Here is a 17,809-nt window from a genome sequence, read left to right as displayed (position 1 = left end):
AATATGACTCTGCGTAAATTCGCAGGGCTAGGAGCCCTGTTGTCCTTCGTAATGCCTGGCCTGGCCATGGCAGAAGAAGCGGCAGCCCCTGTCCTCAACTCTGGCGACACCGCCTGGATGCTGACAGCCACGATTCTTGTACTGTTCATGACCATTCCCGGCCTGGCGCTGTTCTACGGCGGCATGGTTCGCTCGAAAAACCTTCTTTCCGTGATGATGCAGTGTTTCGCCATTACCGGTCTGATCAGCATCCTGTGGGTCATTTATGGCTACAGCATTGCGTTCGACACCACCGGCATGGAGCAGGGCGTCGTCAACTTCAACTCCTTCGTCGGTGGCCTGGGCAAGGCGTTCCTGGCGGGCGTGACTCCGGCGAGCATCACCGGTCCGACAGCGCTGTTCCCTGAAGCGGTGTTTGTCACTTTCCAGATGACCTTCGCCATCATCACCCCGGCCCTGATCGTCGGCGCCTTTGCCGAGCGGATGAAGTTCTCCGCCATGCTCATCTTCATGGGCGTGTGGTTCACCCTGGTGTATGCGCCGATTGCGCACATGGTCTGGTCCGGTAACGGTGGCCTGCTGTGGGACTGGGGCGTGCTGGACTTCGCCGGCGGCACCGTGGTGCACATCAACGCCGGTATCGCAGGCCTGGTGGCGTGCCTGGTACTGGGCAAGCGCAAAGGCTTCCCGACCACGCCAATGGCACCGCATAACCTGGGTTACACCCTGATGGGCGCCGCCATGCTGTGGGTCGGCTGGTTCGGCTTCAACGCCGGTTCCGCCGTCGCCGCCAACGGCACGGCCGGCATGGCCATGCTGGTCACTCAGATTGCTACCGCTGCCGCAGCATTGGGCTGGATGTTTGCCGAATGGATCACCCACGGCAAGCCAAGCGCACTGGGCATCGCCTCGGGCGTGGTGGCGGGTCTGGTTGCGATCACTCCGGCGGCTGGCACCGTGGGCCCGATGGGCGCTCTGGTGATTGGCCTGGCGGCGGGCGTGGTGTGCTTCTTCTGCGCAACCACCCTCAAACGCAAACTCGGCTATGACGACTCCCTGGATGCCTTCGGCGTGCACGGCATCGGCGGTATCCTCGGCGCGATCCTCACCGGTGTGTTCGCTGCGCCGGCCCTGGGTGGCTTCGGCACCGTGACCGATATCGGTGCGCAAGTGTGGATTCAAGTCAAAGGCGTGGGCTTCACGGTGATCTACACCGCGATCGTCACCTTCATCATCCTCAAGGTCCTGGACGCCGTCATGGGTCTGCGTGTCTCCGAGGAAGAAGAGGCTGTTGGCCTGGATCTGGCCCAGCACAACGAGCGTGGCTACAATCTGTAAATCCACGCAAAAAAATATGCCCGGTTCGCCGGGCATTTTTTTGCCTGCGATTTGTCAACGCTCACAGGAAGAGCCAGTTTTTCCGAGGCCTTTTTGTCTGGCGGGTGGCAGGGGTTTTCCAGCGCCAAAGGCTTACATCGAAGGTGGAATATTAGGCTCTTTGTTTTTTTCCTGAGCGCGCTAGAATGCGCGCCGAGCGTGCGGAGAACTGTATGTGGCAACAGACGCTGATTACCCTGCGGGCAAGGCCCCGGGGCTTTCATCTGGTGACGGACGAGTTGCTCGCCGGCCTGCCTGAACTACGGGCGTGTCGCGTCGGTCTGTTGCATCTGTGGCTGCAGCATACCTCGGCCTCGTTGACCATCAACGAGAACGCCGATCCGGCGGTACGTCGAGACTTCGAACGATTTTTCAATCGGCTGATCCCACAAGGAACTGCCGATTATGAGCACAACGACGAAGGCCTGGACGACCTCCCGGCGCACTTCAAGGCCAGCGTGCTGGGATGTCAGCTCAGCCTTCCGGTAACGGACGGGCGACTGGCACTGGGTACCTGGCAAGGTGTTTATCTGGGCGAGCACCGTGATCATGGCGGTGCTCGTAAAGTCCTCGCCACCTTGTACGGTGAAGGGGCATGACCGCCGATTGCCGGTGGATGTTGAATTTTTTCTGGCAGCCTTCGACAGATGGCGTAGCTGGGCTATAACTAATCTGCTTTTCGCAAGTCATGAGGTAGAACATGAGCGACGATGATCTGGAAAACGACGACCTCGAAGTAGGTGAAGAAGACGAGGCCGAAGACGGCCTGGAAGCGGCAGCCGAAGACGTTGCCGACGACGATGGCGCCGATATACCGGCCCCGACCGCCAAGGGTAAGGCCAAGGCTGCGGTGTCGGTCGACGAGTTGCCGAGCGTTGAGGCCAAGAACAAGGAGCGTGATGCGCTCGCCAAGGCCATGGAAGAATTCCTGGCCAGGGGCGGAAAGGTGCAGGAAGTGGAGGCCAATGTGGTCGCCGATCCGCCCAAGAAGCCTGACAACAAGTACGGCAGCCGCCCTATCTGAGTTCTGCTTCCTGCTTGCCGAAAAAGCCCGCCGTCGTCGCGGGCTTTTTCGTGGGCATAAAACTGTTGCGCCGGCCCTTGTGGGAGCGAGCCTGCTCGCGATGGCGGTGTGTCTGTTACATGAGCGTCACTGGGACGCCCTCATCGCGAGCAGGCTCGCTCCCACAGGCCACAGGGTTTGGTGGTGTTCTCGGATTCAGCCCTGGCTGTGCCATCCCGCCAACAACCCCGGCAACTCGGTCAGGCTGCGAATCTCCGCATCCGGTACATGGTCGGCATCCCAGGCCTTGCCTGCCGGGTTGAACCACACCGCCCGCAGGCCGGCCTGTTGGGCGCCGGCAATATCGTCACCGGGATGATCGCCAACGTGCACGGCGGTCTGCGCCGTGGCGCCGCCGCGTTGCAGGGCCTCGTGGAACAGCCGCGCATCAGGCTTGGCGATGCCGATGTCCTCGGCACACAACGCGAACTTGAAGTAATCCGCCAGCCCGAGGCGACGCACATCGGCGTTGCCATTGGTGACCACGCCAAGGGCGAAGTGGTTGGCGAGGATTTCCAGGGTGGGCTGCACCTCGGGAAACACCTCCAATTGATGGCGGGCATGCAGGAACGTCTCGAACCCTTGGTCCGCCAGCTCGGACGCTTGCCACTGGTCATAGCCGGCTTCTTGCAGCGCACGGAACAGCACCCGCCGCCGCAATGCGCTGATGCGATGCTTCAGGCCGGGCTCTTCGCGCAATACCTGCTCGCGAATCGAAAACAGATGCTCCACCGGCACGCCGCCCAGGTTAGGTGCGTTGTCGGTCAGCCACTGGCGGAGAACGGCTTCGGCCGTGGCGATCACCGGGGCGGTGTCCCACAAGGTGTCGTCGAGGTCGAAAGTGATGAGCTCGATGGTCATGATTCGTCGCCCTTGATGCGTTTGGCCCGGGGATGGGCACTGTCATAGACCGTCGCCAGGTGCTGGAAGTCCAGATGGGTATAGATCTGAGTGGTCTTGATGTCCGAGTGGCCCAGCAGCTCTTGCACGGCGCGCAGGTCCTGGGAGGACTCCAGCACATGGCTGGCGAAGGAGTGCCTGAGCATGTGCGGATGCAGGTTCTGCCCCAGCTCGCGTTCGCCGGCAGCCTTGACCCGCACCTGGATCGCCCGCGGACCGAGGCGCCGCCCCTGTTGGCTGACGAATACCGCGTCATCGGCAGGATTGCTCAGGGCGCGCAACGGCAGCCACAGCTCCAGTGCTTCCCGGGCCTTGCGGCCAATGGGCAGCAGGCGGGTCTTGCTGCCCTTGCCGAGCACCTGGACCATGCCGTCGGCCAGGTCCAGTTGATCCAGGTTCAACCCTGTCAGTTCGGAAAGCCGCAGGCCGGAGGAGTAGAACAGTTCGAGAATCGCCTGGTCCCGTCGCGCCAGGAAATCATCCTCGACTGCGCCTTCAAGTAATTGCAGGGCGCGGTCGGTGTCGAGGGTTTTCGGCAGGCGACGCTCGCCCTTGGGCGGAGCCAGGCCGGTGGCCGGGTCGTGATCGCACAGGCCTTCGCGGTTGAGGTAGTGATACAACCCGCGTACCGCGGAGAGCAGGCGCGCCAGGCTGCGGGACGACTGTCCCTGTTGATGCAGGCGCGCCACCAGGCTGCGCAGGCGCTGGATGTCCAGGGCCTGCCAACTGCCGACGTTCTGTTTCTGGCACCAGCCCAGCACTTTTTCCAGGTCGCGGCGATAGGCCGCCAGCGTGTGGGGTGACACCTGGCGCTCACTGCGCAGGTGTTCGCAGTAGGCGTCCAGCTGTCGTTCCATCATCAGCGTACCGAGCGCAGCGAGCCGGCAACCCGTGGCAGTACCCGGCCGGTGACTTCGGCGATGTAGCTCAGGAACAGCGTGCCCACCGAGCTTTTGTAGTGCTGCGGGTCACGGCTGGCGATGGCCAGCACGCCATGGACGCCTTGGTGGGCGATGGCGACGACGGCGGTGGAGCCGATCTGCTTGCGCTGTTCCTCGCCGAAGAGGAAGTCCAGCTCGTGTTCGCGCAAGCTGCCGCTGACGCTTTTGTTCTCGGTGAGCAGGCCGCCAATGGCGGTCTGCGCTTCGGCATGGGTCACCCAGCGGCCCACCGGCATGGCGTTGTCGCCGAACAGGATCAGGCTGACAAAGGGCACCTGAAAATCCTGGCGCAGGCTGTCTTCGACGCTCATGACCAGGTCTTCGAGGGTGCTGGCGTCCATCAGAGCCAGGATCAGGCGGCGGGTCTTGTCGAAGAGCCGGTCGTTGTCCCGGGCGACGTCCATCAGGTGAGAAAGGCGGTGACGCATCTCGATGTTGCGCTCACGCAGGATCTTCATCTGGTGCTCCACCAGCGACACGGTGTCGCCGCGCCGGTGGGGAATGCGCATCACTGAAAGCAAGTCTTCACGTTCGACGAAGAAATTCGGATGGGCCTCCAGGTAAGCGGCCACCGCCGCGGCCTCCGGAAGCGGGCTCGAGGATTCATCGGGCTGTGGCGCTGGAACCTGTGGCTTGTCGGTCATGGGTTTGGCTCACTCAAAGACGAACTTGTCCTTCGTATACGCGCACTGCCGGGCCGGTCATCATCACCGGTTGGCCGGGGCCTGCCCATTCGATGGACAGGCGCCCGCCGGGCAGGTCGATCAACAGGGGCGAATCCATCCACCCCTGGCTGATCGCAGCGACGGCGGCGGCGCAGGCGCCGGTGCCGCAGGCCTGGGTTTCCCCGGCACCGCGTTCCCAGACGCGCAGTTGCGCGCGGTGACGGTCGATGACCTGCAGGAAACCCACGTTCACCCGTGCTGGAAAGCGCGGATGGTTCTCGATCTTCGGCCCCAGTTCATGCACCGGCGCGCTATTGATGTCGCTGACTCGCAGCACGGCATGGGGATTGCCCATGGACACCGCCGCCAGTTCTACCGTGGTGTCATCGACGTCCAGCTGATAGCTCAGGGCCTGGGCCGATGCTTCGAACGGGATATCTGCCGGCACCAGGCGGGGAGCGCCCATGTTGACGCCGATCTGACCGTCGTTGCGCACATCCAACTCGATGATGCCGCTTTTGGTCTCGACGCGAATCCTGCGTTTGGCCGTCAGGCGCTTGTCCAGCACGAAGCGGGCGAAGCAGCGTGCGCCGTTGCCGCATTGTTCCACTTCCGAACCGTCGGCGTTGAAGATCCGATAACGAAAGTCCACGTCCGGGTTGTTGGGCGCCTCGACGATCAGCAACTGGTCGAAACCGATACCTGTGTGCCGATCGCCCCATTGCTTGGCATGCTTGGGCAGAATGTGCGCGTGCTGGCTGACCAGGTCGAGAACCATGAAGTCATTGCCCAGGCCGTGCATCTTGGTAAAACGCAGCAGCATGGTTTTACTCCGGTAGCAGGCTTTCGCCGGCAAACAACTCGGCTACCGTCTCGCGGCGACGCACTTCGAATGCTTGATCACCGTCCACCAGCACCTCGGCGCAGCGGCCGCGGGTGTTGTAGTTGGAACTCATGACAAACCCATAGGCACCGGCCGAATGCACCGCCAGCAGGTCGCCTTCCTCCAGTGCCAGCTCCCGGCCCTTGGCCAGGAAGTCACCGGTTTCGCAGATCGGGCCGACGATGTCGTAGCTACGGGCTGCGGTATCGCGGGGGCGCACGGCGGTCACATCCATCCACGCCTGGTACAGCGCCGGGCGGATCAGGTCGTTCATGGCCGCGTCGACGATGGCGAAGTCCTTGTGCTCGGTGTGCTTGAGGTACTCGACCTGGGTCAGCAGCACGCCGGCATTGGCCACGATGTAGCGGCCTGGCTCGAACATCAACGCCAGGTCGCGACCTTCGAGACGCTCACGAACGGTCTTGATGTAGTCGGCCACCAGCGGCGGCTCCTCATCGCGGTAACGCACGCCGACACCGCCACCCAGGTCGATATGACGCAGGTAGATGCCGCAATCGCCGAGACGGTCGACCAGCGCCAGCAGGCGGTCGAGAGCATCGATGAAGGGGTCGAGGGTGGTCAGTTGCGAGCCGATGTGGCAATCGACGCCCAGGACTTCCAGGTTAGGCAGTTGGGCGGCACGCACATAGACGTCTTCGGCATCGGCGATGGCGATGCCGAACTTGTTTTCCTTGAGACCGGTGGAAATGTACGGGTGGGTGCCGGCATCGACGTCCGGGTTCACGCGCAGGGAAACCGGTGCGCGTACGCCCAGCTCGGCGGCGACGACCTGCAGACGTTCCAGTTCGTCGGTGGATTCGATGTTGAAGCAATGCACGCCGACTTCCAGGGCACGGCGCATGTCCTCGCGGGTCTTGCCGACACCGGAGAAGACGATCTTGTCAGGGCTGCCGCCAGCCGCCAGCACTCGTTCGAGTTCGCCGCCGGAGACAATGTCGAAACCTGCACCCAGGCGCGCCAGGATATTGAGCACACCCAGGTTGGAGTTGGCCTTCACGGCGAAACACACCAGGTGCGGCATGCCGGCGAGGGCGTCGGCGAAGGTCCGGTACTGGGCTTCGATGTGGGCACGGGAGTAGACGTAGGTCGGCGTGCCGAAACGTTCGGCAATGGCGGACAGGGCAACCCCTTCCGCGAACAGCTCCCCGCCACGGTAGTTAAAAGCGTCCATGGCGTTCCCTTAGTAGGTGGAGTGGGTGTCGTGCGAGTGGGACTTGGATTGCGACGACTTGGCCTGCTCTTCAGGGGACTTGCTGTCATCAGGCAGGTACAGCGGACCTTTTTGACCACAGGCTGTCACTAGGCAGGCAACCGCGACGAGCGCAGCAAGGGAAGAGATCAGGCGCTTCATGGCGAAATCCTTGAAAATGCGTTAATTGCGCCGGAGTATACCGGCCACCCGGCGGCTTGCCTATGCAACGGGGCTCCCGTCCGGCGGGGCTGGTGGCCTATATGCCTGGTTCCGCGGACATTTCACGGCCCCCGACCGTGGTTGTCGGTATATCCTTTGCAATCGTCGGGAAGCGCCCGTATCTTGCGGCGCTTGAGCATGAGCAGACATTTTCGAGGTTGTCGCAATGAGTTTGACTGAAGCCCGTTTTCACGATCTGGTCGATACCACCCAGCAAATGCTGGAGGATATCTTCGATGAGAGCGAACTGGACATTGATCTGGAAAGCTCCGCCGGCGTGCTCACTGTCAAGTTCGAAAACGGCAGCCAGTTGATCTTCAGTCGTCAGGAACCGCTGCGGCAGTTGTGGCTGGCGGCGGTGTCCGGTGGTTACCATTTCGACTACGACGAGGAAAGCGAGCGCTGGATGTGCGACAAGAGCGAGGAGCAGTTGGGCGAGATGCTGGAGCGCATCGTCAAGCAGCAGGCCGGTGTGGAATTCGAGTTTGAAGGCCTGTGACAACGTGAGCCAGACCGTCCCGGCGCGGCCATCCAAGCCGCTCTACAGCAACGTCAGCCCTGCCGTGCCGTCGCCGTGCACCAGCGTGTGCAAGCTGGATGAGCAGAAGGTTTGCCTCGGCTGTTTCCGCCATGTGGAGGATATCCGTGAGTGGCGCTCGGCTGATGATGCGCGCCGGCGGGTGATCTGTGCCGAGGCGCTCAAGCGCCAGAATCGAAAGTGAATGCATACACGTGGGAGCGAGCCTGCTCGCGATGGCGGCGTGTCAGTCACATCAATGCTGATTGATCGGACGCCATCGCGAGCAGGCTCGCTCCCACAGGAACTGTCTGGACCTGGCAATCGTGTATCTGTCTGGCCCGGGTTGTATATTTTTTGAGCTGTGATAGTGTCCGGCTACGCCTCGACTCACCGAGGCCTGTGAAAAACCCCGTCTTCCTGTGGCGGGGTTTTGCTTTTTTCGTGCAGAAGAAAGGAGTCTGCCTGGATCATGACCGCACCTTCCATCACTCTTACCCGCCTGGACGTCCAACGTCTGGAGCGCCTGATCGACAGTCTCGACGAAACGCTGCCGGGCGTGATTGCGTTGCAAACCGAACTGGACCGCGCCGAGACTCTGGTGAGCCATGAAGACGTGCCCGCCGATGTCGTGACCATGAACGCGCGCGTGCATTGCCGCGAGGAAGGCAGCGGCAAGGACTATCACCTGACCCTGGTTTACCCACAGGACGCGAATGCCGACGAAGGCAAGGTCTCGATCCTGGCGCCGGTGGGCAGCGCCTTGCTGGGGCTGAAGGTCGGCCAGCACATCGATTGGCCGGCACCGGGCGGCAAGACGTTGAAGCTGACGTTGCTGGCGGTGGAATACCAGCCCGAAGCGGGCGGCGATTTCCACCTCTGAGGCTTCAGACCAGGGTCAGCGCTTCGTTCAGGGCGCGCTCCAGATCGGCCTTGTAGCGCAGATACAGATTGCTTGAGCAGGCGCTATCACCCACCAGGCCCGAGAGGTCCAGATCGGTGATGTAGCAGCGATAGCGCTCGGCCTCGCGGCGCTGTTCGACGATCTCGCTGGCGACCACACGGAACAGTTGGTCGCCATGCTCCAGTTCCGAAAACTCCTGTTGATTGCAATACAGGGTGACGTGTACCTGCCCATGGGTCGCCTTGCCGATGATGGCCTGCACGTCATAGAACGGCTTGTTCTCGGGTGTCTGCGGCGCCGGACGGATTTCGATCCGGCGTGCGCGTCCGCTGCCTGAGGGCAAAAGCTGATAGTACAGGGTTTCCAGGCCCAACGGCGGGTCGGTGTCCATCGACAGCAAGGCGTCCCGACGGTACAGCACCGATTGCAGGAAGCGCTGCAACGGCACCAGCAGGCTGTGTTCGTCGTGATAAGGCAGGCGCTGTTGCCAAAGGGCATTGAGCTCATCGAGCACATACAGCTCAGCCTCGTCCTCATTGACCCGGTAGAACACCTGGATGCATTCCGGCTGGCCCATGGGCAGGACCAGCGCCAGGTCGTGATCCTCCAAGGCCATTGGATCCAGGTGCAGCGGGCTGTAGGCGCCCAGCTCTTCGCCCAGGTAGTCCTGCAGCGCCGACAGGCTGCCCAGCGCCACGTGCCTGACCTGGCCGGGGACCAGCTCCAGTACGTGATAATACTGCTGCACCTGCAGCAAGTAGCGGTGATTGAGTCTGCTCAGCAGCAGCGTCTGGGCCGTCTCGATGACTTCTTCGACCCGCCGCGCAATGAACTGCGCCCGGTTGTGGCAGAAACAGCGCACCTGCAAGCGCGGCTGGTGCTGTGTGGCGGGCAGGTCGTTGAGGTAGTCGCGCAGGCAATCGAGCAGCGCATGCTCGCCATCAAAACGGTTGACCAGTACTTCATTCCAGCTATTGAGCGTGACCTGATCGAGGGTCAGTACCAGGTTTTCCCGGACCCCGGAGTAGCTCAGGGAGTCGGTGCGCTCGGTGGTCATCAGGATGTTCAGGTCGCGGTGATGCTTGAGTGGGTCGATGCCGACGTTCACCAGGATCAGCACTTCACTGGGGACGCTGGCGTGCAGCAGCTGTTCTTCCTCGACCGTGACCAGGGGCAGGGCGATGGCCTGTTGCAGGCTGCCCAGCAGGTTGAATAGCTCGAACTCACTCAAGTCGCTGTCGCCCGGGTGCAGCGCCAGGTGTGTGCTGCTGTCGATCACGCCGTTGCGATGGCACCAGGTCAGCAGTTCCAGCAGTTCGCGGCTGCGCTTGATCGGCGCGAAGTTCTCCCACTCCAGGGCGTTGAGGCTGCCGTTGTAGAGCCCCCACTGGTTCTGTCCGGGTTCTTTCTTGTTGGGTGACTGGACCAGCGTCAGGGTGTCCTCGGCCAGGTCCGGGGCGATGCCGGGATTGATGAACTCGACCTTGTCGGCTTTGCGTTCGAAGGCTGCATACAGCCGGCGGCCAAGGACGTTGAGGTCGCGCTTGTTGATCAGGCTGACGGTTTTTTCGGTGCGGGCGAACTGGGTAAGGAAGCGGTAGCTGTAGGTCAGTTCGTTGACCAGCGCGCGGCGTTCGTTGCTGACCTGGCGCACCTTCCACTGGCTGCGGCTGTCCAGCAGCGCCAGTTGGCGCGGGTCCCAGCCCCATTCCCCGGCCAGGCGTTCGAGCAGCCTCCGCTGCCAGCCGCTGCTGCGCCCTTGGCCGGTGAGCTTGCGATTGACCTTCAGGTACAGCGCGCGTCGGATCAATTCCAGGCGCTCGGGTTCGCCACGAGCGTTGAGGTATTCCTCGATACGGCGGTAGACCAGCATGTACGGGTCCAGCTCCTCCAGGTCCAGGCGATTGGCGAACACGGCTTGCTTGAAGCGCAGGCTCAGGCACCGGACATTGGGGTGTTCGCTGGCGTAGACCTCCGTCAGCAGCAGCTTGAGCACGGACTTGTAGGGCGACTCGATGCCCTTGAACAATTGCCAGAGCCCCGCGCCGATGAACTCCCCTGGCGGGATGTAGGCCAGGTGCCCGAGGTCCAGGGTTTCATCGGCGCGGATGAAGCGCTTGGAAAGCAACGTATGGGTGTACGCCTCATAGTTGTCTTCCTCGTAGACCGGCACCAGCCACCAGATCGGTGTGCGCCCGGCCAGCCAGATCGCCGTGCGGTAGAACTCGTCCAGCAGCAGGTAGTGCTGAGTCGTGCCGCAATCTTCGGAGCTGAGTTGATTGTCCCGTTCACCCTGGACGAACCGGGCCGGGTCGATCAGGAAAAAATGGGCTTCGGCGCCCTGGGTCGCGGCCCAGGCTTCCAGCAGTTGGCATTTCTTGCGCAGCTCGGCCAGTTCGTCGTCGCTCAGGTCCGGCCCATGGCAGACCCACACATCCATGTCACTCTGGTCCGCCTGGGCGAGGGTGCCCAGGCTGCCCATCAGATACAAACCCAGGATGGGGCGCGGCGGATTGCTGCCATGGCGTGGCTTGTAGGAAAACGATCGGGTCAGTCGCTGGGCGTCGGCGAGGACGCTGGCGTCGGGCTCGTAGTTCGACAGCCCGGCCGGTGTGCTGCCGGAGACGTAGCCTGGCAGCAGCGGATGGTTGACGTGGAAAAACAAAGGAAGCAGCGTCAGCACGCCCTGCTGGCGAGGCGACAGGCCGTCCATGGCGCGATCCATCCGGACGGTGTTGAGCTTGAGAAAACGTGCGCGCAGCTGGCTGAGGACCTTGCGGTCGATTCCCTCGTCCAGATCGGGGCGTATTTCGTGATTGCGGGTCATGTCGGCTCAAACCGGCTCGCGGCGTCGAACGTGGGAAATCAGAGGTGATGGCAGTTTAGCGTCCGGGACGGTGAATTCTTAAGCTGAAAGTAGGGTGTGGACGTCAGATTTTTCACGCAAGGCGCCCGCGCCTGCGGAAATCCGGCGAAGCAGATTTCCGTGGGCGACAGGGAGAGTCAGGCAGCTTCTTGGACGCTGAGTATCGTCAGGACGGTTTGTACGTTTTGCGCGGCGTCACGACCCAGGCTGGTCAGATAACCGCCGTCGGGTTGGGTGATCAGTTCTTTGTCGTACAGGCGTTGGGCAGCGGCAATGGCTTTAGGGGCAGCGGTCTGATGGATTTTCAGGCCTTCCTGGGAACTGTCCAGGTTGAAGAGTGCAAGGATTTCCAGTTCGGCAACCAGCTCAGGGGTAAGCGACATAAGGACTCCAGACTTTCTAGGAATATGGTCGATAGCGTCACTAAGGTGAGCGCACTCAGCCGAGCTGTCCAGTGTAGAGGCAGGCTTTTTTTGTTTTGGGCGATGGAGCGGGTGTGGGAGCAAAGCTTGCTCGCGATGCAGGCGCCTCGATTCATGAGCGATCGCATCGGTTTCATCGCGGGCAAGCCTTGCTCCCACAGTGTTTGAGGCAGTCCCTCCCACCGCAGCGGGTTCAGTTCTTTTCCGGTGGCAGCTCGGGCAGTTTGCGCAACGCGTCTTCATACCATTGGGTATTGAACGGGCGGTCTTCATCGAGCATGGCGTCGATCTCGAAGGCCAGCACATGGGCCATGAGGTTCAGGATGTCTTCGCGCTCGTAATTGACCAGAGTCAGTTTGTTGAAGGTGGCCTTGGCCGCTGGCGGGTTGCCGCTTTCGATCTGGTTTTCAATGGCTTCGATCAGGGTCGACTCGACGAATTCTTCTTCGTCATTGTCGATGTCGGTTGGCTCGCTCATGGCAGGCTCCTGTGAGAAAGGCGCCAGTTTACCTGCATTCAGCGGCGTGATGCGCCTAGCGCGAAACCTCCCGACAGTCTATAACGCAAGGCTGCCCACCCCACACGGACTGGAGGTATCTGCAATGCTCAAGCTTTATGGTTTCTGCGCCAGTAACTATTACAACATGGTCAAACTGGCATTGCTGGAGAAGGGCGTGCCCTTCGAAGAAGTGTCGTTCTATGGCAAGCAGACCCCGGAAATACTCGCCATCAGCCCACGGGGCAAAGTGCCTGTGCTGAAAACCGAGCAGGGCTTCATCAGCGAAACCAGCGTGATCCTCGAGTACATCGAGCAAACCCAGTCCGGCAAGGCCCTGTTGCCCGCCGATCCGTTCGAGCGTGCCCAGGTCCTGGCCCTGTGCCGGGAGATCGAGCTGTACATCGAGCTGCCAGGGCGCGCCTGCTACGCCGAGGCATTCTTCGGCATGACAGTACCCGATGCCATCAAGGAAAAGAGCAAGGCTGAACTGCTGCTGGGGTTCGCCTCGCTGGGCAGGCACGGAAAGTTCTCACCTTATGTCGCGGGCGACAGCTTGAGCATTGCCGACTTGTACTTTCTCTATGGTGTTTCGCCAGCCTTACAGGTGGGCAAAAAATTGTTCGATATCGACCTGTTCGCAGACATGCCGGCGGCCAAGGCGCTGATGGAACGGTTGGGGACGAATCCGCACGTACAGCGGATCGCGGCGGACAGGGAAGCGGGGATGCCAGAGTTTTTGGCGATGATCGCTGCCAAGAAGTGAACTTTATACTGCTCTAGCGATTGCTTTCGCGAGCAGGCTCGCTCCCACAGGGGATCTCTGTATGTTCACAACTTTGTGTTCACTGAAGATCCATGCGGGAGCGAGCCTGCTCGCGATGCTGTTAGGTTCTAGCGACCGGCAAGCAACGCCTGGCCGCGCACCACGGCAGCCTTGACCTGCGCCGGTGCCGTGCCGCCGATGTGGTCACGGGCGTTGACCGAGCCTTCCAGTGTCAGCACCGCAAACACGTCCTGCTCGATCTGGTCGCTGAACTGGCGCAGTTCGTCCAGGCTCATCTCCGCCAGATCCTTGCCGTTGTCCACGCCATATTTCACGGCATGACCGACGATTTCATGGCAGTCGCGGAATGGCAGGCCACGGCGCACCAGGTAGTCGGCCAGGTCCGTCGCGGTGGAGAAGCCGCGCAGGGCCGCTTCACGCATCACCGCGTGCTTGGGCTTGATGGCCGGGATCATGTCGGCAAAGGCGCGCAGCGAGTCGCGCAGGGTATCGGCGGCGTCGAACAGCGGTTCCTTGTCTTCCTGGTTGTCCTTGTTGTAGGCCAGCGGTTGGCCTTTCATCAGGGTCAACAGGCCCATCAGTGCGCCGAACACCCGGCCGCTCTTGCCCCGTACCAGCTCCGGTACGTCGGGGTTTTTCTTTTGCGGCATGATCGAGCTGCCGGTGCAGAAGCGATCCGGCAGGTCAATGAACTGGAATTGCGCGCTGGTCCACAGCACCAGTTCTTCGGAGAAGCGCGACAGGTGCATCATCGCGATGCTCGCGGCGGCGCAGAATTCGATGGCGAAATCGCGGTCCGAGACGTTATCCAGCGAGTTGCCGCCCACAGCGTCGAAGCCCAGCAGTTGGGCGGTGTATTCGCGATCGATCGGGTAGGTGGTGCCGGCCAGCGCGGCGCTGCCCAGGGGCATGCGGTTGGTGCGCTTGCGGCAATCGACCAGGCGCTCGTAGTCGCGGCTGAGCATTTCGAACCAGGCCAGCATGTGATGCCCGAAGGTCACGGGTTGAGCGGTCTGCAGATGGGTGAAGCCGGGCATGATGCTCTCGGCTTCACGTTCAGCCTGTTCCAGCAGGCCTTTCTGCAGGCGGGTGATCTCGGCCAGGATCAGGTCGATTTCATCACGCAGCCACAGGCGGATGTCGGTGGCGACCTGGTCGTTGCGACTGCGGCCGGTGTGCAGTTTCTTGCCGGTCACGCCGATGCGATCGGTCAGGCGCGCTTCGATGTTCATGTGCACGTCTTCAAGGTCGACACGCCAGTCGAATTGACCGGCCTCGATTTCACCCTGGATGGTCTTCAGGCCATCGATGATGCTGTCGCGCTCGGCATCGGTCAGTACGCCGACCTTGGCCAGCATGGTGGCGTGGGCGATCGAACCCATGATGTCGTGGCGATACAGGCGCTGGTCAAAATTGACGGAGGCGGTGAAGCGGGCGACGAAGGCGTCGACGGGTTCACTGAAGCGGCCGCCCCAGGACTGATTGGTCTTGTCAGTGCTCATGAATTCGCTCGTGATCGGCTGTGGAAAAAGTAGCGGTTAAAGGCTGCGGCGGATGATAGCAGGGTTGCCGGGGCTGGCGCTGGCACTGGTCGGCAGGTTTTTTACGCACGAGCCGGGCGTGCAAGCAGGTTTTCTGCACAACGATATTTTCCGATTGAGCAATATCGTCGCGGCAACCGTCTACAGTGGACGATAGGAGTTTTGCTTTTTCCATCATGGCGCATGGGGCGAACCAACCAGGGGGGCTCAATATTGATCAGATCGAAAATCAACAATCCCCGCGGCGACGCCGTGCGACAACGGGCCTCGAGCATCGGTCGGCAAGCGCTGGTAAAGATAGGCAACCGCCTCGCGGCACTTTTTGGCCCTCGAGCGAGTCTTAGCGTGGATCGCGGTGACGGATGTCACTTCCCCTGTCTACGCTATCCTTGTGCGAGACTCACGCAGGAATCCAGCGCAATATGAATGTCCTGATCGTTGATGACGAACCACTGGCCCGCGAGCGCCTGAGCCGAATGGTTGGCGAGCTCGAGGGTTACAGTGTCCTGGAGCCGAGCGCCACCAATGGCGACGAGGCGTTGGCCCTTATCGACAGCCACAAGCCGGATATCGTGCTGCTCGACATTCGCATGCCTGGCCTGGATGGTCTGCAGGTGGCGGCGAAGCTGTGCGAACGAGAGTCGCCCCCCGCCGTGGTGTTCTGTACCACCCGGGACGACTTCCCGCCCGAGATATTGCAGGCCGGTGCCGTGGGCTATCTGGTCAAGCCGGTGGCATCCGAGGCGTTGCTTGACGCCTTGCGCAAGGCCGAACGGCCCAACCGCGTGCAACTGGCGGCGCTGACCCGTCCGGCAGCGGAAAGTGGCAGCGGCCCGCGCAGCCACATCAGTGCGCGAACCCGCAAGGGCATCGAACTGATCCCGTTGAACCAGGTGGTCTACTTCATTGCCGACCATAAATACGTGACCTTGCGCCATGAGAGTGGCGAGGTGCTCCTGGACGAGCCCCTCAAGGCACTCGAGGACGAGTTCGGCGAGCGGTTCGTGCGTATCCACCGCAACGCCCTGGTGGCCCGCGAGCGCATCGAGCGTCTGCAACGCACGCCCCTCGGGCATTTTCAGCTGTTTCTCAAAGGCCTCAATGGCGACGCGCTGATTGTCAGTCGACGACATGTGGCGGGCGTGCGCAAGATGATGCAGCAGCTTTAGCCCGCGATTGCGGGGCGTTCGAGACATTCATTTTTCAGGACATTGACGGCCAGGGAGGCCTTGGGGTCGTGATTCAAGTCAAAGCGAATTTGGCTGAGCTGTTATTATCCGTCGTATCTTTTAAGTACGGATTGATCCATGTCCCCTCGCGAGATCCGCATCGCCACCCGTAAAAGCGCCCTGGCCCTCTGGCAGGCCGAGTACGTCAAAGCCCGTCTGGAGGCCGCCCATCCCGGCCTGGTCGTGACGCTGGTACCCATGGTCAGTCGCGGTGACAAACTGCTGGATTCGCCACTGTCGAAAATCGGTGGCAAGGGTTTGTTCGTCAAGGAATTGGAAACCGCGCTGCTGGACAACGAAGCCGACATTGCCGTGCATTCGATGAAAGACGTGCCCATGGACTTCCCCGAAGGCCTGGGCCTGTTTTGCATCTGCGAGCGCGAAGACCCGCGCGATGCGTTCGTTTCCAACGCCTTTGCCAGCCTTGACGCGTTGCCTGCCGGGAGCGTCGTCGGCACGTCCAGCCTGCGTCGCCAGGCGCAACTGCTGACCCGTCGTCCCGACCTGCAAATCCGTTTTCTGCGAGGCAACGTCAACACTCGCCTGGCCAAGCTCGACGCTGGCGAGTACGACGCCATCATCCTTGCCGCCGCTGGCCTGATCCGGCTGGGCTTCGAGGACCGCATCACCTCGGCCATCAGCGTCGACGACAGCCTGCCGGCCGGCGGGCAAGGAGCAGTAGGCATCGAATGCCGCAGCGCCGACAGCGGGATCCACGCGCTGCTGGCTCCTCTGCATCACGAAGACACGGCGACCCGGGTTTTCGCCGAGCGCGCCCTCAACAAACACCTCAACGGCGGCTGCCAGGTACCGATTGCCTGCTACGCCGTGCTGGAAGGCGAACAGGTCTGGTTACGTGGCCTGGTGGGCGATCCGGACGGCGGCACGCTGCTCAGCTCCGAAGCCCGGGCGCCCCGGGGCGATGCCGAAGCGCTGGGGGTGCGGGTCGCTGAAGACCTGCTGAGCCAGGGCGCTGGCGAGATCCTCAAGAAGGTCTACGGCGAGGCTGGCCACGCGTGATGGGCTGGCGGTTGCTGCTGACCCGGCCGGAGGACGAGTCGTCGGCCCTGGCTGCTGTCTTGGCCGAGGCTGGCGTATTCAGCAGCAGCCTGCCGTTGCTGGCTATCGAACCGATTCCCCTCTCCGATTCCGGCCGAGCGATGCTGCAGCGGCTCGACCAGTACTGCGCCGTGATCGTCGTCAGCAAGCCGGCCGCCCGGTTGTGCCTGGAGCAACTGCGTGAATATTGGCCGGAGCCGCCGGAGCAACCCTGGTTCAGCGTGGGCGCAGCCACCGGGCAGATCCTGGCCGATGCGGGCCTCACGGTGTTTTATCCGGACGATGGCGACGACAGCGAAGCCTTGCTGGAACTCCCGGTGTTGCGTCAGGCTCTCACCCGGAGCAATCCCCAGGTTCTGATCGTGCGTGGTGAGGGCGGCCGCGGTTTGCTGGCAGAGCGCTTGCGCGAGCAAGGTGCTAGCGTCGATTATCTGGAATTGTACCGGCGAGGCCTGCCTGAGTATCGCGAAGGCGAACTGCTGGCGAAGGTCGAAGCGGAACGCTTGAACGCACTGATGGTCAGCAGTGGGCAGAGCTTCGAGCATCTTCACCGCCTGGCGGGTGCCGCCTGGCCCGATCTGGCGCGGTTGCCGTTGTTTGTCCCAAGCCCCAGGGTTGCCGAGATAGCGCGGGCCGCCGGGGCCCGATCAGTTGTGGATTGTCGTGGCGCCAGTGCCGCGGCTTTGCTGGCGGCTTTACGGGAACAATCCGTGCCGTTTTCTAATGC

19 protein-coding genes and 2 pseudogenes are annotated in these 17,809 nt (G+C 62.0%); 11 read left to right on the top strand and 10 right to left on the bottom strand.

The features are described 5' to 3' along the window. The first annotated feature begins 3 nt into the window (after positions 1-3). From FGE05_RS01875 to sutA, 3 genes are all read left to right on the top strand, one after another. Positions 4-1,338 (top strand): ammonium transporter, encoded by a 1,335-nt coding sequence (locus FGE05_RS01875; protein ID WP_139641108.1) that lies wholly within the window; start codon positions 4-6, stop codon positions 1,336-1,338. A 212-nt stretch (positions 1,339-1,550) separates the two neighbouring features. Then, positions 1,551-1,976, top strand: coding sequence for a secondary thiamine-phosphate synthase enzyme YjbQ (locus tag FGE05_RS01870; RefSeq protein WP_024780561.1), 426 nt, complete (start codon positions 1,551-1,553; stop codon positions 1,974-1,976). Between the two features lie 101 nt (positions 1,977-2,077). Beyond that, positions 2,078-2,401 (top strand): transcriptional regulator SutA, encoded by a 324-nt coding sequence (gene sutA / locus FGE05_RS01865; RefSeq protein ID WP_024780560.1) that lies wholly within the window; start codon positions 2,078-2,080, stop codon positions 2,399-2,401. Positions 2,402-2,596: 195 nt separating this feature from the next. On the opposite strand, the gene FGE05_RS01860 is transcribed toward sutA, so the two are convergent. Genes FGE05_RS01860 through FGE05_RS01835 form a run of 6 tightly spaced genes read right to left on the bottom strand, consistent with a single transcriptional unit; the run spans position 2,597 to position 7,201 of the window. Further along, the gene (locus FGE05_RS01860; RefSeq protein WP_139641106.1) at positions 2,597-3,301 is read right to left on the bottom strand and encodes an HAD family hydrolase; all 705 of its coding nucleotides are present in this window, start codon (positions 3,299-3,301) and stop codon (positions 2,597-2,599) included. Beyond that, positions 3,298-4,197 (bottom strand): tyrosine recombinase XerC, encoded by a 900-nt coding sequence (xerC, locus tag FGE05_RS01855; protein WP_055127496.1) that lies wholly within the window; start codon positions 4,195-4,197, stop codon positions 3,298-3,300. Before xerC ends, FGE05_RS01860 begins: the two co-directional genes overlap by 4 nt. 2 nt (positions 4,198-4,199) lie before the next feature. Continuing rightward, a complete protein-coding gene (locus tag FGE05_RS01850) occupies positions 4,200-4,925 on the bottom strand; it encodes a DUF484 family protein (RefSeq protein WP_139641104.1) in 726 nt (241 codons plus the stop codon). A gap of 13 nt (positions 4,926-4,938) precedes the next feature. Beyond that, positions 4,939-5,769: a diaminopimelate epimerase gene (gene dapF, locus FGE05_RS01845; RefSeq protein WP_139641102.1), complete on the bottom strand. Its 831-nt coding sequence runs from the start codon at positions 5,767-5,769 to the stop codon at positions 4,939-4,941. Positions 5,770-5,773: 4 nt separating this feature from the next. Next, entirely contained in the window at positions 5,774-7,021 is a 1,248-nt protein-coding gene (lysA, locus tag FGE05_RS01840) for a diaminopimelate decarboxylase (RefSeq protein ID WP_139641100.1), read from the bottom strand. A 9-nt stretch (positions 7,022-7,030) separates the two neighbouring features. Further along, complete coding sequence (locus tag FGE05_RS01835; RefSeq protein WP_139641099.1) at positions 7,031-7,201, bottom strand: lipoprotein; 171 nt, start codon at positions 7,199-7,201, stop codon at positions 7,031-7,033. Between the two features lie 226 nt (positions 7,202-7,427). On the opposite strand from FGE05_RS01835, the gene cyaY reads away from it, so the two are divergent. The 3 genes from cyaY (at position 7,428) to rnk (ending at position 8,661) form a co-directional block, all read left to right on the top strand. Continuing rightward, positions 7,428-7,760 (top strand): iron donor protein CyaY, encoded by a 333-nt coding sequence (gene cyaY / locus FGE05_RS01830; protein ID WP_139641097.1) that lies wholly within the window; start codon positions 7,428-7,430, stop codon positions 7,758-7,760. A 4-nt stretch (positions 7,761-7,764) separates the two neighbouring features. After that, complete coding sequence (locus tag FGE05_RS01825; protein WP_139641095.1) at positions 7,765-7,983, top strand: DUF1289 domain-containing protein; 219 nt, start codon at positions 7,765-7,767, stop codon at positions 7,981-7,983. A gap of 267 nt (positions 7,984-8,250) precedes the next feature. Then, positions 8,251-8,661 (top strand): nucleoside diphosphate kinase regulator, encoded by a 411-nt coding sequence (gene rnk, locus FGE05_RS01820; RefSeq protein WP_139641094.1) that lies wholly within the window; start codon positions 8,251-8,253, stop codon positions 8,659-8,661. Positions 8,662-8,665: 4 nt separating this feature from the next. Here the strand turns inward: rnk and FGE05_RS01815 are convergent, their stop codons facing one another. The 3 genes from FGE05_RS01815 to FGE05_RS01800 all read right to left on the bottom strand — a co-directional run bounded on the left by FGE05_RS01815 (position 8,666) and on the right by FGE05_RS01800 (position 12,448). After that, positions 8,666-11,509: a class I adenylate cyclase gene (locus tag FGE05_RS01815; RefSeq protein WP_139641092.1), complete on the bottom strand. Its 2,844-nt coding sequence runs from the start codon at positions 11,507-11,509 to the stop codon at positions 8,666-8,668. A gap of 176 nt (positions 11,510-11,685) precedes the next feature. After that, positions 11,686-11,931, bottom strand: coding sequence for a TIGR02647 family protein (locus FGE05_RS01810; RefSeq protein ID WP_024780550.1), 246 nt, complete (start codon positions 11,929-11,931; stop codon positions 11,686-11,688). Between the two features lie 232 nt (positions 11,932-12,163). Further along, the gene (locus tag FGE05_RS01800) at positions 12,164-12,448 is read right to left on the bottom strand and encodes a hypothetical protein (protein WP_139641089.1); all 285 of its coding nucleotides are present in this window, start codon (positions 12,446-12,448) and stop codon (positions 12,164-12,166) included. Positions 12,449-12,572: 124 nt separating this feature from the next. On the opposite strand from FGE05_RS01800, the gene FGE05_RS01795 reads away from it, so the two are divergent. Next, positions 12,573-13,232: a glutathione S-transferase family protein gene (locus FGE05_RS01795; RefSeq protein WP_139641087.1), complete on the top strand. Its 660-nt coding sequence runs from the start codon at positions 12,573-12,575 to the stop codon at positions 13,230-13,232. Between the two features lie 128 nt (positions 13,233-13,360). Here FGE05_RS01795 and argH read toward each other — a convergent pair whose 3' ends face one another. Then, positions 13,361-14,755, bottom strand: coding sequence for an argininosuccinate lyase (argH, locus tag FGE05_RS01790; RefSeq protein ID WP_139641086.1), 1,395 nt, complete (start codon positions 14,753-14,755; stop codon positions 13,361-13,363). Positions 14,756-15,070: 315 nt separating this feature from the next. Between argH and FGE05_RS30245 the strand changes: the two are divergent. The 4 genes and pseudogenes from FGE05_RS30245 to FGE05_RS30000 all read left to right on the top strand — a co-directional run. Beyond that, a pseudogene (locus tag FGE05_RS30245) lies at positions 15,071-15,220 on the top strand (sensor histidine kinase); the annotation flags it as partial. Further along, positions 15,217-15,963 (top strand): LytTR family DNA-binding domain-containing protein, encoded by a 747-nt coding sequence (locus FGE05_RS01785; protein WP_139641084.1) that lies wholly within the window; start codon positions 15,217-15,219, stop codon positions 15,961-15,963. The pseudogene FGE05_RS30245 and the gene FGE05_RS01785, both read left to right, overlap by 4 nt. Positions 15,964-16,101: 138 nt before the next feature. Then, positions 16,102-17,043, top strand: coding sequence for a hydroxymethylbilane synthase (hemC, locus tag FGE05_RS01780; protein ID WP_139641082.1), 942 nt, complete (start codon positions 16,102-16,104; stop codon positions 17,041-17,043). Beyond that, positions 17,043-17,786 (top strand): annotated as a pseudogene (locus FGE05_RS30000) (uroporphyrinogen-III synthase); the annotation flags it as partial. The gene hemC and the pseudogene FGE05_RS30000, both read left to right, overlap by 1 nt. Positions 17,787-17,809 lie beyond the last annotated feature (23 nt).

Source organism: Pseudomonas sp. ICMP22404 (assembly GCF_006227205.1).
Lineage (GTDB): Bacteria > Pseudomonadota > Gammaproteobacteria > Pseudomonadales > Pseudomonadaceae > Aquipseudomonas.
Note: the sequence above shows the minus strand (reverse complement) of the source record. Positions and strands in the feature narration are given on the sequence as shown.

What these genes read in the sequence shown, in the direction of transcription:
- FGE05_RS01795 (WP_139641087.1), top strand. Translation starts at nt 12,573, where the DNA reads ATGCTCAAGCTTTATGGTTTCTGCGCCAGTAACTATTACAACATGGTC.
- argH (WP_139641086.1), bottom strand. Translation starts at nt 14,755, where the DNA reads ATGAGCACTGACAAGACCAATCAGTCCTGGGGCGGCCGCTTCAGTGAA.
- FGE05_RS01815 (WP_139641092.1), bottom strand. Translation starts at nt 11,509, where the DNA reads ATGACCCGCAATCACGAAATACGCCCCGATCTGGACGAGGGAATCGAC.
- lysA (WP_139641100.1), bottom strand. Translation starts at nt 7,021, where the DNA reads ATGGACGCTTTTAACTACCGTGGCGGGGAGCTGTTCGCGGAAGGGGTT.
- FGE05_RS01810 (WP_024780550.1), bottom strand. Translation starts at nt 11,931, where the DNA reads ATGTCGCTTACCCCTGAGCTGGTTGCCGAACTGGAAATCCTTGCACTC.
- FGE05_RS01860 (WP_139641106.1), bottom strand. Translation starts at nt 3,301, where the DNA reads ATGACCATCGAGCTCATCACTTTCGACCTCGACGACACCTTGTGGGAC.
- FGE05_RS01870 (WP_024780561.1), top strand. Translation starts at nt 1,551, where the DNA reads ATGTGGCAACAGACGCTGATTACCCTGCGGGCAAGGCCCCGGGGCTTT.
- FGE05_RS01800 (WP_139641089.1), bottom strand. Translation starts at nt 12,448, where the DNA reads ATGAGCGAGCCAACCGACATCGACAATGACGAAGAAGAATTCGTCGAG.
- rnk (WP_139641094.1), top strand. Translation starts at nt 8,251, where the DNA reads ATGACCGCACCTTCCATCACTCTTACCCGCCTGGACGTCCAACGTCTG.
- FGE05_RS01835 (WP_139641099.1), bottom strand. Translation starts at nt 7,201, where the DNA reads ATGAAGCGCCTGATCTCTTCCCTTGCTGCGCTCGTCGCGGTTGCCTGC.
- hemC (WP_139641082.1), top strand. Translation starts at nt 16,102, where the DNA reads ATGTCCCCTCGCGAGATCCGCATCGCCACCCGTAAAAGCGCCCTGGCC.
- sutA (WP_024780560.1), top strand. Translation starts at nt 2,078, where the DNA reads ATGAGCGACGATGATCTGGAAAACGACGACCTCGAAGTAGGTGAAGAA.
- FGE05_RS01850 (WP_139641104.1), bottom strand. Translation starts at nt 4,925, where the DNA reads ATGACCGACAAGCCACAGGTTCCAGCGCCACAGCCCGATGAATCCTCG.
- FGE05_RS01785 (WP_139641084.1), top strand. Translation starts at nt 15,217, where the DNA reads ATGAATGTCCTGATCGTTGATGACGAACCACTGGCCCGCGAGCGCCTG.
- xerC (WP_055127496.1), bottom strand. Translation starts at nt 4,197, where the DNA reads ATGGAACGACAGCTGGACGCCTACTGCGAACACCTGCGCAGTGAGCGC.
- dapF (WP_139641102.1), bottom strand. Translation starts at nt 5,769, where the DNA reads ATGCTGCTGCGTTTTACCAAGATGCACGGCCTGGGCAATGACTTCATG.
- FGE05_RS01875 (WP_139641108.1), top strand. Translation starts at nt 4, where the DNA reads ATGACTCTGCGTAAATTCGCAGGGCTAGGAGCCCTGTTGTCCTTCGTA.
- cyaY (WP_139641097.1), top strand. Translation starts at nt 7,428, where the DNA reads ATGAGTTTGACTGAAGCCCGTTTTCACGATCTGGTCGATACCACCCAG.